This is a genomic window from Pseudoalteromonas sp. Ps84H-4, assembly GCF_024124645.1.
GTDB classification, from domain to species: domain Bacteria; phylum Pseudomonadota; class Gammaproteobacteria; order Enterobacterales; family Alteromonadaceae; genus Pseudoalteromonas; species Pseudoalteromonas lipolytica_C.
The window spans coordinates 30,906-44,655 of the sequence record NZ_JAMXSK010000021.1; the positions used below are offsets into that span (position 1 = coordinate 30,906).

The 13,750-nt window shown below is 41.6% G+C and carries 9 protein-coding genes; 7 read left to right on the top strand and 2 right to left on the bottom strand.

Features of this window, described 5'->3' with window-relative positions; all coding sequences use genetic code 11:
• Positions 1-25: 25 nt before the first annotated feature.
• The gene (locus NH454_RS17030) at positions 26-2,782 is read right to left on the bottom strand and encodes a TonB-dependent receptor (RefSeq protein ID WP_253039735.1); all 2,757 of its coding nucleotides are present in this window, start codon (positions 2,780-2,782) and stop codon (positions 26-28) included.
• Between the two features lie 216 nt (positions 2,783-2,998).
• Here NH454_RS17030 and NH454_RS17035 point away from each other — a divergent pair, with 216 nt between their 5' ends.
• The 3 genes from NH454_RS17035 (at position 2,999) to NH454_RS17045 (ending at position 7,416) form a co-directional block, all read left to right on the top strand.
• Positions 2,999-3,562 (top strand): sigma-70 family RNA polymerase sigma factor, encoded by a 564-nt coding sequence (locus tag NH454_RS17035; RefSeq protein WP_253039736.1) that lies wholly within the window; start codon positions 2,999-3,001, stop codon positions 3,560-3,562.
• 36 nt (positions 3,563-3,598) lie between these two features.
• On the top strand, positions 3,599-4,480 hold the full coding sequence (locus NH454_RS17040; RefSeq protein WP_253039738.1) for a FecR domain-containing protein: 882 nt from the start codon (positions 3,599-3,601) through the stop codon (positions 4,478-4,480).
• Between the two features lie 71 nt (positions 4,481-4,551).
• Positions 4,552-7,416 carry a TonB-dependent receptor gene (locus tag NH454_RS17045; protein ID WP_253039739.1) on the top strand — a complete coding sequence of 955 codons (2,865 nt, stop codon included), beginning with the start codon at positions 4,552-4,554 and terminating at the stop codon, positions 7,414-7,416.
• Between the two features lie 99 nt (positions 7,417-7,515).
• Here the strand turns inward: NH454_RS17045 and NH454_RS17050 are convergent, their stop codons facing one another.
• Positions 7,516-8,976 (bottom strand): Gfo/Idh/MocA family oxidoreductase, encoded by a 1,461-nt coding sequence (locus NH454_RS17050; protein ID WP_253039740.1) that lies wholly within the window; start codon positions 8,974-8,976, stop codon positions 7,516-7,518.
• Between the two features lie 277 nt (positions 8,977-9,253).
• Between NH454_RS17050 and NH454_RS17055 the strand changes: the two genes are divergently transcribed.
• From NH454_RS17055 to nagA, 4 genes are read left to right on the top strand one after another with little or no spacing between them, the layout of a single operon-like run.
• Positions 9,254-10,519, top strand: a complete 1,266-nt coding sequence (locus tag NH454_RS17055; RefSeq protein ID WP_253039741.1) for a D-tagatose-bisphosphate aldolase, class II, non-catalytic subunit — start codon at positions 9,254-9,256, stop codon at positions 10,517-10,519.
• 19 nt (positions 10,520-10,538) lie between these two features.
• Positions 10,539-11,660 (top strand): SIS domain-containing protein, encoded by a 1,122-nt coding sequence (locus NH454_RS17060; protein ID WP_253039742.1) that lies wholly within the window; start codon positions 10,539-10,541, stop codon positions 11,658-11,660.
• A 17-nt stretch (positions 11,661-11,677) separates the two neighbouring features.
• A complete protein-coding gene (locus NH454_RS17065; RefSeq protein WP_135923470.1) occupies positions 11,678-12,601 on the top strand; it encodes an ROK family protein in 924 nt (307 codons plus the stop codon).
• Positions 12,579-13,748: an N-acetylglucosamine-6-phosphate deacetylase gene (gene nagA, locus NH454_RS17070; protein ID WP_253039743.1), complete on the top strand. Its 1,170-nt coding sequence runs from the start codon at positions 12,579-12,581 to the stop codon at positions 13,746-13,748. The genes NH454_RS17065 and nagA overlap by 23 nt, the downstream gene beginning before the upstream one ends.
• The last annotated feature ends 2 nt before the right edge of the window (positions 13,749-13,750 follow it).

The following is a 13,750-nucleotide window of genomic DNA, read 5'->3' on the forward strand; positions in this document are numbered from 1 at the left end:
GGGCACAAAGGCCCCAATAATGTATTTAGAAATTGCCGCGTAAGCCTAATGAGAAGCGACGACCTGAGAACTCATACATAGTTGGGAAAGCCGGAGCAATAGTGTAGCCCGTTGTTTCTTCATCTGTGATATTGATCCCCTCAAGAGTGACTTTAAACATGTCGTTTATTTGATAGCCTAACGAGATATCTGTTTGACCGTAGGCATCGCGGTAAACAGGGTACATATCGCGTTCAATATACTCTACATACTTGTCTTTATAGTTGTATGAGATACGCGCATCAAAGCTGTCATTTTCGTAGTAGAAAGTAATATTGTAGGTTTCGTCAGCTAAGCCTTCTGGTGGTGTTGGAATCGCTAAATCAGAGGCACCTGTAAGTGAGTTATCAAGCGTCGTATAGTTAGCGTTAATACCAAACCCCTGTAACATTGGGTGAAAACGTGCAAATGGAATTTGTGCAATGAACTCGATACCACTTACATCGTACGAACCATCTGCATTTACTTTTTGATAAACATCAAAGTCGTAAACGCCATCCACAGTACCATTGTCATTATATTTAGTTACATCAGTAACAACACCTGTTAGAGATTCACGCACTACGCCTTCAATTTCTTTTTCGAAATATGAAACAGCAAGTAAACCACCTTCTTCTAAATACCACTCTAGGCCGGTTTCCCATTGATCTGCATAAGTTGGTTTTAAATCAGGGTTACCATCACGGTATTTAAATTCACTTAAACTCACAGTACGTTTATAAGCAATATCCGTTAATGCAGGGCGGATAAAGGTTTCTGATGCTGCCGCGCGGAATAGTAAGTTGTCAGTAAGCTCTAAGCTAAAGTTAATGCTAGGTAGAGTTTCTTTATAGTTACCTTCTTTTGAGATAGGTGCTGGCGTATAATTTGTGCTGCCATCATTAGCTTGCACTTGGTGATATCCTGAAGAATCTACATTGGTATCAATGTAACGAACACCGGTATTTAAAGTGGCAGGTAAGGTGCCAATTTCAAATGCAAAATCAGCCATCGCATAAATGGCGGTGGTTTTTTCTGACACTTCGTAGAATTGATCTGGTGCGTAGTCAACGCCGAAACCATCGTAACGTAATTCATTACGCGCATAGCTATTTGAAATTTGACCCCAGTCTTGTTTAGACGATACGTCAGATAAATACTCACCACCTGACACTAAATCTGAAATAGTATGTATTTCGCTATCAGCTAAGGTACGTGTGCCTACCCACGATGAATCACCCGCGCTAGGGCCTGTGATTCGGTTGCTACCATAATTACGTTGTTTTGATTTATCAGTATAACGCGCACCAAACTGAACTTTTGATAATGCAGGGAAGAAATCTAGTTGAAAATGGCGGCTAAAATCGAGTTGAGCTGCATATTTGTCATCAGAGATATCTTCAAGATTTACTTCATAGTAATCAAATGTATAAGCTTCAGGAGAATTATACATATCGAATGTGTCGGGGTTATCGCTGGCAATGGTTTCACCGCCTGTTGATGTGTAACGAGTGCGAGTAGGGCCATAAGCAGTGTGCTTTAAATTAGTTGTCTCAGCTAACTTATCTGCACCACTGTAGCCAACGACACCGTAAACTTCCCAGTCACCTATCATCCAATCAAGGGTTAAGCTAAATTGCTGGTAGTCTGTATCGCTACTATTTTCTTTGCTTAAAAACTCATGCTGCGTTGCGGCATAGTTAACATCAGTTAAAACGGTAATACCATAATCTGCAAGGGTGGTGTTATCGTAACTGTTTATTTTTTCTAATGCACTGATACTTGAAGCAGAATAGGCCGCGGCATCATACTGGTCTTCATGATTATCAAAGTTACCCAGTAGCGCATCAAAAGTGAGGCTAAATTCACTGCTCGGTTTGTATTGTAGTGATAAAGTTGCGCCCCATTTTTCTTGTTCAGTTAAGTAAGCTCTGTCGCCGACTTTATTTATAAACACAACGCGGCTGGTTTCATCTTTGTCGAAGCGATCATTGATAGTGATCCCCGTATCGCGCTCTAAAACGTCAACAGTTTGGTCTGATTGCCATTGTGATGAACCTGATTTTTCTGTCCAACGTGACAGAGGACGAAAATCAATACCAGAGTTACTATCTGTTCTATTTGTACGCTCTGAATAAGCGAATGAAGCAAGCGCGCCCCAATCACCAAAGGTATTACTCGCTAAAAACGCAAACTTAGGATCGCTTTGCTCAGAGATATCGTTATATGCGCCTTCAACCGATGCCACTATTTGACGACCATCATAGTCAAATGGGCGAGCAGTCGTAATTGCAACAGAGCCTGCAATACCACCTTCTTCATCTGCGGCTGTTGGCGATTTTTTAACGGTGACACTTTGAATAATTTCTGACGCAAACATATCAAATTCAACATCACGGCCACCACTGCCTGAGGCTGTCGCAAGGTTGTTAATAGAAACAAAGGTAAATTCAGACGGTAAGCTACGTACATTTACTTTTTGACCGAGGCCTTTATTACGCTCAATCGTAACACCCGGCATACGCTGTAAAGCTTCTGCTAAGTTTTGTTCTGGGAAATCTGCGATATCAGACGCGACAATTGAATCTGAGAAGCCAATATTAGTGCGTTTTAAATCAATCGCTTTTTCTAAGCTTTTTATGTAGCTGCCAGTGACAACAATTTCTTCCATTGGCTCTGGGGTTTCTTCTGCGTAGGTGGGAGCAATTAATAATGAGCCAACAGCAAGCGCTAAAGGTGATAATGAAAATGCACGGTAAGTCATGAGGGTTAATTCCTGTTAAATGCAATATTTGGTTTAAATTCGCCTCTAAAGACGCTGCATTAACAAAGAAGGGGACCTATTTTTTAATGAAGCTTTCATGACAGTTTTAAGTCGATAGTTACTTAAAACTGTAACGAAATGATCATCAAACTGCTGTCCCCTTTAGGCTAGCATTTACGTCATACTCAGATAAATAAGCTAGCCTTTAACTTAAATATGTCTTTACCTTCAATGACTAACGGCTTTGATAATAAGATCACAGAGCAAAGCAGAGCACTTTTACAATGCTTCATAGCAAATCAAGACGCTTTAAAAGGCTTTTTTTGCAAAGCAGTGGCAGAGCGTGCTGATGCGGATGATTTATTTCAGAAGCTACTTCTCAAGGCACTTAGATCAGAACACCTAGATGTGATAGATAATCCGCTCGCATATGGTTATCGGATGGCTCAGCACTTGATAATAGATCACCACCGTGAGCAGAAAAAAACACCAGAAAGTTTAGAGCATGAGCCTCATAGTGAGGCGTTATCGCTTGAGTCCGCACTTGAATATGAGCAACGTATTGAACTTTATCAGCGCGTTTTGTCGCAAATGCCGGCATTGCGCAGAGATGTGTTTATTCGTCGCCGTATTAAAGGCCAAACACGAGCTGAGATTGCAAGTAGTTTGGGGATCTCAGAAGAAGCAGTTAAAAAACATATTTCACGGGCAATGGATATGCTGAAAAATGCCATGGCTGAGTATTTTTTAGTACATGAATGTCCCCGTCATGACAGTTAATCCGTCATATTAGTATTACCAGCAATTGAGACAACGATGAATTCTTCACACCAACATGATTATGAATCTGATAATGCGCTAGAAAAGGCTATTTGGGACGACCCTGCATTATTAGCCGCGCTTGAGCTGGTGGATGCACAACAGAATGAACAACTTGAACAAGCTAAAAAACGCCGTCGTTTAGCGCAGTATTCTTGGGGGGGCGGTGCTGTAGCAGCATGCTTTGCTATTTTCATGTGGACTTTAATGCCAGTGAATGAACAGCCGCCCATATCGTCCTCTGATCTTGTAGCTGTTCAACAATTTACTAGTGGTAAAGCACAACAAGTGAATTTGTCTGATGGTACACAGGTCGCAATGAACGTGAATACGCAACTTGAGTTCAGTGAGAATAGTCATGCTCGAAAAGCAACCTTAGCAAATGGCGAAGCATATTTTTCTGTACATCGTGATGAATCGCGCCCTTTCACAATTGATACGGGCAATGCCACGATCGAAGTTCTTGGTACGGCTTTTAATGTGGACAAAACATTGCGAGAAACATTAGTTGATGTTTTTCATGGTAAAGTTTCAGTAACCAGTTTAGATGGAACGCAGCACGTTGAATTAGTGAAAGGGCAGCGTGCCCGAGTAAGTGATTCTACAATACAGGTCTTGCAATTTAATGCCTCACAACCTGATTGGCAGCAAGGATGGTTGGACTTAGATAACGTGTCTATCAATGATGCATTATTTCAGTTAAATCGTTATAGCGAAAAACCTGTGGTATTAAGTAATGTACCAAGTGATATACATGTAAGTGGTCGCTTTGCTGTTGATGACATTCTTGGTGCTGCAAAGCTCATCGCTCAGCTAAATGCACTTGATGTAAACCAATACCCCGATAGCATTGAGCTAAGTAAAAAGGCTGAAAACTGACATGATGTTGTCATAAACCTTTCATTGAAAATAGGCACAATATTTTCCTCTAGCAATGAGGATGTAAGTTAATGTGGCGTATTTTCTGCTGTGTTTTGATGCTGTTTGCTTTGTATGCCAAGCAGCTGTTTGCTGCACAAAGCACTCTAAAAACAGCGCTTAATGATCTGGCTGAACAGTACCAAGTTGCAATTATTTATCCAGACAACCTAGTAAGCTCAGTTATCTTAAACTCAGCTACGTTACCTAGAACAGTTAGTCTAGAGGCAAGCCTTGATGCCCTGTTGCTAAAACATGGCTTTATTTGGCAACAAACATCATCGGGCATTATTATTTCTAAACCAAGCCAGACACAACATCTCTCACCGTCACAGCCCTATATAGAGGAGGTGACCGTGAAAGGTGATAAAAACAATCAGGCTTCTTCTGTGGTTTATGCTCGCGATTATCAACAAAGTGCCGATTACGCGCAGCAGCAAAAACAAAACTACATTGGTGAGGCTGACTTTGCTAGCGGCACAATGCTTTCTCTTCTACCTGCTGAAAATTTGGCTGAAGCACTACAAGCAATTCCTGGGGTAAGTATCTCAAGAGACCGCGGAGAAGCACTTAATATTAATGCGATGGGACTAGGCCCTGAGTATCAATTAACCTTGTTAAATGGGCACAGATTAGCAAATACTGAAAACGTTCGTAACTCGAATCAATATGGTCAGCAGTATCGTTTTGATACATTCAGCGCCGAGCTTTTTTCCAATATTGCCGTATATAAACTCGCTGATGCAAGGTTACCTAGCGGAGCAGCTGGAGCGACAGTCAACTTGATCAGTGATGATCCGCTTTCATTTGATGATGATCACCTAAAAGTAACCTTAACCAGTGCAGCCCTTGCAGGTGAGCGTAACTTTCAACCAAGCTTTGGTTTAGTTGCCAATACTATTTCAGCTGACAATAAGTTAGCTGCTGTCGTTAAGTTTAATTACGAAAACCGCTTACAAAGGCAATTTCAATTTGAAACGTGGCATTGGGGAAATAATGGTGGAGCACCTGCAGCATATCAGTGGCAAGGGCTTGAAAATAATAGCTTAGTTCCCACCGATACGTTAGCACTTACTATCGAACATGAAGATAGAACTCGTGCAAGCTATTACACAAATATTGCTTGGCAGCCTAATCAGCGATTTGAATTAAATACACTTTGGCTTCGTTCAGACACCGATTTTACCTACGATGAGCACCGGCTCTCAATTAATCCATCAAGTGATGATGCAACAGCCATATTAGGTGAGCATCAAAACAGTATTCAAACGGTGCAATTTAATGCGGCAAAAAGTAAATCTTCACGCGAAGAATCAGGCCTTTACTACCATACGCAAACCTTACAAATATTACCTACATGGTATGCAAAAGATGGCAGCCACTGGCAAATAAGTCCATTTTACAGCCACAGTGAATCGTTGAGTGAAACGCAAACCCCAATCACCCGAACTCATGTTGAATTAAAAGCTGTACCTGCAGAGATTTCTATTTCAGGAAAACAGCTTGCCTACTACGAATTGGACAGTAATTTAGCTCTTGTTGATAGTTACTCACAGTTATCACAATTAAGCCGCCGCCAGATTGAAGTAAACGATGAAGTAACAGAATGGGGGATAGATGGCACTTGGCAAATATCATCTATTTGGGGATTGTCGAGTTTACAGTTTGGCGCGGTAAAGTCTACGCACTCTCATCAGTATCTTCGTCAAGATGTAAGTTTATCGCAAACACAGTTAACTGATTTACCAGCCCTTGATGGCCGTTGGTTAGAGCCATTAAATACGGCATTTGAAGCCGATTTTCTGTCACACCCTACACAAGCTTGGCTGATCCCAAAACGTGACCTTTTACAGTTGTATGATATTGATTTACCTTTTTCCGAGCGGCAAGCCAATGATTACTTAAATAGTTATGAAACCGAATTTACTGCCTATGAAAGCTATATTCACAGTGTATGGCAAATACCAGAACTTAAAAGCTTAACGACGGCTTTTGGACTTAGACACAGCTATGTAAAAAGTAAAACATTAGGGCATCAGCTTAATGAGAATAGCCAATTAGAAAAGCTTTCTGAGCAGGTTAATATTTCTACTTGGTTACCTTCTTTGAATTTCAAATGGCAGTTGTCTGAGCAATGGCTTGCTCGCTTAGGCTATAGCCGTGCAGTGAATCGGCCTAACTATTCTGATTTAAACCCTAAACTACATGTTAATTCTGGCGGTTTACCCTATGCCGAATTAGGAAACCCAGCTTTAGAGCCTGTAGTAGCCAACACCACAAGCCTATCTTTCAGTTGGTCAGGAGAAGAGAGTAGTTTGCAATTGATGGCCTTTAATCATCAGCTCGATAACTTTATTGTTGAACAAATCAAAAACGTAACCTATCAACAGCAGCAATACCCTGCTTTACAGGCCAATAATGATGGGCAAGCAGCAATTAGTGGGCTGCAATTTAGTACTGACTTGAAACTACCCGTGTTATCAAATGCTCTACTGCAAAGTCGAATGATATCGAGTGTTAGTCAGTTATTGGACGCCAAATTAACGGCGGAGCAAATCGACAACACAGATATCGAAGGGGTATCTGAATTAACTGCAAATCTGCGTTTACTGTTTAATGCAAAGAAATGGCAAAGCGCAGTTAACCTGAATTACCGGAGTGATTTTTTAGAGCAACGAGACTTATCAAATAATGCAGATGTTTATGTCGATGATTTTACAAGTGTAGACCTAAGTTACAGTTGGTTTTTCTCTGATTTAGTTGCGTTGCGGTTTGATATTTTTAATGCCACAGATAAGAGCCTAGTTAGAGAGGTGCAAACAAACGACGCCTCATCACTTATGAAAGTCGAGCAATTTGGTCGCCGCTTTGTACTGAGTCTTTCATTAACCCTATAAATGATCATCAAAGCATCATATGGATGAATAACGTTGTCTATTAATAAAAAAGCCCGCAGGGCAAAGTGCGGGCTTTTGAGTTATCCAAAAAAGAAAGTGTTAAGACACAATCCCTAATGGCTTACCAGTTTGCCAAGCGCCACGGGTAAAGTCTGGAATCGTTTTGCTGTTACTTCTATCTGCAACCGATGCCATGCTTTGCGGGAAGATGGATGACCATGCTGCGGCATCGTATACATCTTGATCGAGTGGCTCATTATTGCGTAAGCAGTAGATCATGCGCCACAGCATAATGAAGTCCATACCGCCGTGGCCGCCGTTCTTAACCGCTTCTTCACCCATGCGTCTCCACAGAGGATGATCAAATTCGGCACGCCATTTTTCCATATCTTGATCCCAGCTATGGAAGTTTTGTATATATGGCTTACGGCCTTGCGAACCCGCTTTTTCCCATGCAGCTAACTCAGCTTCATATTGTTTTTGATACACTTTTGCAATCGCTGGTGGTACATCTTCAAGGGCAATACGATTCGGGAAACCAGCAAAAGTACCATTAGTCCCTTGAATTAGATTATGACGGCTGTAAGGGCGAGGGCTGGTGGTATCGTGCTGTACCATAATGCTACGACCTTTCACTGTTTTAATAATACTGGTGTTCATATCGCCAGCAACAAACTTAAGCGAACGTCGTTCGTGACCTGCTGGAAATTCACGTTCAGCATAGGCTGCGCGGCCAAGTGCAGGTGAACTGACTGATGTAACAAAGTCAAAACGATCACCACGGTTGATGTTCATATACTGGGCAACCGGGCCTAAACCATGGGTTGGGTATAAGTTACCGTTTACTTTGGTATGCCAATAAGTACGCCATGAACCGGTGCTACGGTTAATCTCTTTCATTTGCCAGCGCAGATCATGAATATAAGCTGCTTCACCATGCAGTAATTCACCAAATATACCTTTGCGAACCATGTTTAAAACCATTAACTCATCGCGACCATAGTTAACGTTTTCCATCATCATGCAGTTCTTTTGTGTGCGCTCTGCGGTATTAACTAACTGCCAGCACTCTTCCATGGTGGTTGCTGCAGGTACTTCTACAAAGGCATGTTTACCGCTTTCCATGGTTTCAACACTCATCGGTGTATGCCATTGCCATGGTGTTGAAATGATCACAATATCAATATCTTGTCGAGCCAGCATGTCTAAATAAGCTTTATCAGAACCAGTATAAGCCGTTGGTTTAGGCAAGCCTTTTTCAACAACATAGTTAACTGACTTATCTAACATCACCTGATCAGTGTCACAAATAGCTTTAATTTCAACACCGTCTATATGGCAAAGGTGTTTAACATGGCCGCTACCACGTTGACCAACACCAATAAAACCAACACGTACTACATCCATCGCTGGCACAGCTAAGCCCATTACGCTTTTACCTTGTGCGGCCAGCGTCGGTTGTTGATTGTCACCTTGTTGGCTTTTCGCACAGCCAGTCACGACTGTCGCAGCAGTGATTGCTGCGGCAGATTTTAAGAAACTACGTCTATCAATTGTCATAACGATACCTAATTCACTGAGATTATTTTTTAATATGGGTTTCAGTTCTTTCTGTTATATCTCAACTTAAAGCTAATTACAATGAATTAGGTTTCACAAGCTTTCGATTTTAATCTTTTTAGCGAGTTTATCAGGATTTTATTGATTTTTACCCATTCATAACGTTTGCTTTCTTACTTTCATTACCTTTCGTTTTATTGCGAATCGTTTCGTTGTGTGATACCGTAATTTCAAATCACGTATTTAACATTAGTGCAAGCTGCTTGGAGAAAACACCATGAATGCATTGAAAACAATTATTAACAATAACCGAGCAGGTCAAGCGCAGGGGATTTATTCTGTGTGCTGTGCGCACCCGCTCGTAATTGAAGCTGCGATGCTGCAAGCAATAAAAGATGACTCTGAGTTATTGATTGAAGCAACTGCGAATCAGGTTAATCAATTTGGTGGCTACACGGGCATGCAGCCAAAAGACTTTGTTGAATTTGTTCATGAAATTGCGGACAAAGTAGGACTAGATAAACACCGTATTATTTTGGGTGGTGACCATCTAGGGCCTGTTTGCTGGGTTAATGAGCCTGCAGAACAAGCGATGCAAAAAGCCGTTGATTTAGTTAAAGCTTACGCAAGTGCGGGTTTTAAGAAGATTCATCTTGATGCCAGTATGTCATGTAGCGATGATGAAGTGTGTTTAGCCGATGCTGAAATCGCTAAGCGTGCAGCACTAATGTGCCAAGCAGCTGAGTCTGTATGCCAAGAGCAAGATATTTTATATGTGGTAGGAACTGAAGTTCCTCCACCCGGTGGTGCAAAAGAAGATCTTGAAGTGATCGAAGTAACGCATGTTGAGGGTGTACAACAAACGATAAAGTTACATCAAGATGCTTTTAATGAATTAAATATCGCTGATGTTTGGTCTCGCGTAATTGCGGTTGTTGTTCAACCGGGTGTTGAATTTGATAATCATCAGGTTTTTGATTACCAACGAAGTGAAGCACAACAACTGAAAGAGTTTATCACCCGTGTTGATAATCTTGTTTATGAAGCTCACTCGACGGATTATCAACCAGATCATTGTTACCACGAGTTGGTTCAAGATCATTTCGCTATTTTGAAAGTAGGGCCACAGCTAACCTACGCATTACGTGAAGGGTTATTCGCATTATCGTACATTGAAGATCAACTTATTGAACCATCGCGCCGTTCTAATATTCGCGCAGTTTGCGAGCGAGTTATGCTCGAAAAGCCAGGTTACTGGAATAAGTTTTATCCGACTGACGAGCCAGAAGCGGCAATTTATCGTGCATATAGCTATAGTGATCGTATTCGTTATTACTGGCCTGAAGATGAAATTAAGTACGCTGTAGAAAGCTTATTTGCGAACCTAGAAGCGCAGATCATTCCACAAACGTTACTCAGTCAATTTATGCCAATGCAATATAAAGCATTAATCAAAAGAGAAATTACCTCGTTACCGCGAGAGTTAGTGATCAATAAAATAATGGAAGTAACGAATACTTATTCGCTTGCTTGTAATCAATAAGTTATGTGAGAGAGAATGAATGATGACGCAATTTTTATCATTAGATGTAGCCGATCTTAAGCAACAAAATGCTTATTGGACAGCAAAAGAAATAAGCCAGCAACCAGAATCATGGTGTAATACAGCTGCTATTGTTGAAAATCACCGTACAGAAATTAAAAACTTTTTAGCCCCGATCCTTGCACTGAAGAAACTGCAAATTGTATTAACAGGTGCAGGAACATCGGCGTATGTGGGTGAAGCGCTTGTTCCTCACTTAACTGCAAAAACAGACCTTGATGTACGTGCAATAAGTACCACTGATATTGTTTCTAATCCATTGGGTTATTTGCAAAAAACCACGCCTACATTGTTGGTATCTTATGCGCGCTCGGGTAACAGCCCTGAAAGTGTCGCTGCGGTTGATTTGGCCGATGAAGTGCTTGATCAATGTTATCACTTAGTGATTACCTGTAATGAACAAGGGGAGCTGGCAAAACGAGCTAATAATCAAGAGAATAGTTTTTGCCTATTAATGCCTAAAGAAACGCTTGATGAAAGTTTTGCAATGACTAGCAGCTTCTCTTCAATGCTAATTTCTACCTTGTGTATTTTTACACCCGATGTGAATCAATTGGCGCATTTAGCAACACAAACTGAGCAGCTTATTGAAACGCAATTGCAGAGTATTAAAGCATTTGCAGATTCAGATATGGAACGACTGGTTATTTTAGGGGCTGGCTCGTTATTAGGTTATGCAAAAGAAGCTGCATTGAAATGTTTGGAGTTAACTAATGGCGACTTAATCAGCTATTTTGAAACACCACTTGGTTTTCGTCATGGCCCTAAAACAATTATTAATGACAAAACAGCCGTGTTGTTAATGTCATCAAGTGATAAGTACAGCAGCCTTTATGATACGGACCTATACAATGAGCTAGTCAATGACCAGCAATGTTCAGCGGTAAAAAAATTAACAGTCGATAGTGAACTGGTCGAGCTAGATGATGTTTGGCAAGGCCTGTATTATATTGTCTATTGTCAGATTTTTGCATTTTTCAAATCAATTTCACTCGGTTTAACACCTGACAACCCTTGTCCTACGGGCGAAGTTAACCGTGTTGTAAAAGGGGTAACTATTTACCCATTAACTTCTCGCTAAGCGACGTTGGGTAGAATATGGCTGTTTATGGACTCGATATTGGCGGAACGAAGATAGAAACCGCTATTTTTAATGATATTTTAGAGCAACAGCAGAGTTGGCGAATTTCGACGCCAACTCAAAATTATCAGGAGTTTTTAGAAGCAATTCATCAGCAAGTGTTAAAGGCTGATCAACTCAGTGGTTGCAAAGGGGCAGTTGGCATTGGTATGCCAGGAATCGTAAATGATGATGGTAAAGTTTTATCGGCAAACGTGCCTTGTGCATCTGGTCGAGTTATTGCTAATGACTTGCAAGCATTGTTACAACGACCTGTCGCCATACTGAATGACACCCGCTGTTTTGCTTTATCTGAAGCCAATGGTGGAGCCGGCGAAGGGTATAGCCGTGTTTTTGGTGCTATTGTTGGCACTGGCGCTGCAGGTGGCATGTGTATTAATGGCGAGCTGTTCAATCAAGGGTTAGGTATGTCGGGTGAATATGGTCATTTACCACTTTCTGCCTATCTACAACAAAAATACCAACTGCCGGTTTTAAAATGTGGCTGTGGTTTGAATGGCTGTGTTGAGAGTTATATCGCAGGGCCGGGTGTGCAGACGCTTTATAAGCATATTACTCAATCTCCTAAGTCAGCGATTGAGTGGGCTAACGATATTAAGCATGGCGATGAGCAAGCACTGGCCGTGCTCGGGTGTTATTTAGATATTCTTGGCGAGACCTTTGCGGCCGTGAGTAAAAGTCTTCATCCCGAAGTTATAGTATTAGGGGGTGGCTTGTCTTTAATTGACGCTATCGTTGAAAAACTCCCTGATGCGATTCAGTCGCACCTGTTTTCTGGTTTTACAGTTCCAGAGGTAAAACGGGCAAAATTTGGTGATTCTAGCGGCGTAAGAGGCGCTGCAATAATAGGAAGTGTTCATGCTATTTCCTCAACATCTTGATTGTTATTACTTAAAAGCTGCTAAGGTGATCACAGCCGAGGCAGTGTTAAATCATCATGCTGTGCTTGTAAAACACGGTAAAATTATGGCTATTACTGAAGATTGCGAGCCAGGTATTGAGATTATTGATTTAGGGGATCAGAGTATATTTCCGGGCTTTATCGATTTGCATATTCATGGTCGGGAAGGCTGCGATATTATGGACGGCACCCCAGAATCTCTAGAGACCATTTCTCGCTCTTTAGCTAAGCACGGTGTTACCGGTTTTGTCGGCACAACAGTGACCGCAGATTGGGACGTATCAATACAAGCTTATAAAAATATGGCGAGTGCCTACCAAAAAGGCCTGACTGGTGCACAGCTACTTGGTGCTTATAACGAAGGATTATTCTTCGCTGAAGCGCATAAGGGAGCACACAATGAGTCATTCTTTTTAGAGCTTACAAAGCAGCGTTTTGATGAGATTTATGCTGCTTGCGATGGCTGTTTAACCTCTTTTGCATTGGCGCCAGAGTTACTTGAATCGTCCGACATGATCCGCTATATCACCGACAAGGGAGTGCGGGTAATGCTAGGCCATACTGATGCCAGTTTTGATCAAACGACACAAGCACTAGAGCATGGTGCATGTGGCGGGGTACATATTTTTAATGGTATGCGCGGTATTCATCATCGTGATCCCGGTTGTACCGGCGCACTGTTGATGGACAACGATGCAATGGTTGAGCTTATTCCGGATGGAATTCATTTGCATCCGAGCATAATGAACATGGTTTATCGTTTAAAAGGGGCAGATAAAATAGCTCTTATTACAGACTGTGTCAGCGCGGGTGGCTTACAAGATGGTCGTTATCGATTAGGTGAGCTTCCTATTTTGGTTGAACAAGGTGTTGCGCGAACCGAAAGTGGCTCTTTAGCAGGCAGTACATTAACGATGGAAGTGGGCGTTGAACGTTTTTATAACTTAACCGACGCAAGCTTAGTTGAAGCGACTAATATGGCCAGTTTAGTCCCGGCTGAATTTTTAAATAAAGCCGACTCTATCGGAAGTATTGCTGTAGGAAAAGTGGCAAATTTTGCTGTGCTCGACAACAGCTTTACTGTTCGTGCAACCATCTGTGCTGGTAAGCAAATATACGAGAACTAACA

Excerpts from the sequence above, each read along its gene's own strand:
- NH454_RS17035 (WP_253039736.1), top strand. The coding sequence starts at position 2,999 with ATGTCTTTACCTTCAATGACTAACGGCTTTGATAATAAGATCACAGAG.
- NH454_RS17060 (WP_253039742.1), top strand. The coding sequence starts at position 10,539 with ATGATGACGCAATTTTTATCATTAGATGTAGCCGATCTTAAGCAACAA.
- NH454_RS17030 (WP_253039735.1), bottom strand. The coding sequence starts at position 2,782 with ATGACTTACCGTGCATTTTCATTATCACCTTTAGCGCTTGCTGTTGGC.
- NH454_RS17055 (WP_253039741.1), top strand. The coding sequence starts at position 9,254 with ATGAATGCATTGAAAACAATTATTAACAATAACCGAGCAGGTCAAGCG.
- nagA (WP_253039743.1), top strand. The coding sequence starts at position 12,579 with ATGCTATTTCCTCAACATCTTGATTGTTATTACTTAAAAGCTGCTAAG.
- NH454_RS17065 (WP_135923470.1), top strand. The coding sequence starts at position 11,678 with ATGGCTGTTTATGGACTCGATATTGGCGGAACGAAGATAGAAACCGCT.
- NH454_RS17045 (WP_253039739.1), top strand. The coding sequence starts at position 4,552 with ATGTGGCGTATTTTCTGCTGTGTTTTGATGCTGTTTGCTTTGTATGCC.
- NH454_RS17040 (WP_253039738.1), top strand. The coding sequence starts at position 3,599 with ATGAATTCTTCACACCAACATGATTATGAATCTGATAATGCGCTAGAA.
- NH454_RS17050 (WP_253039740.1), bottom strand. The coding sequence starts at position 8,976 with ATGACAATTGATAGACGTAGTTTCTTAAAATCTGCCGCAGCAATCACT.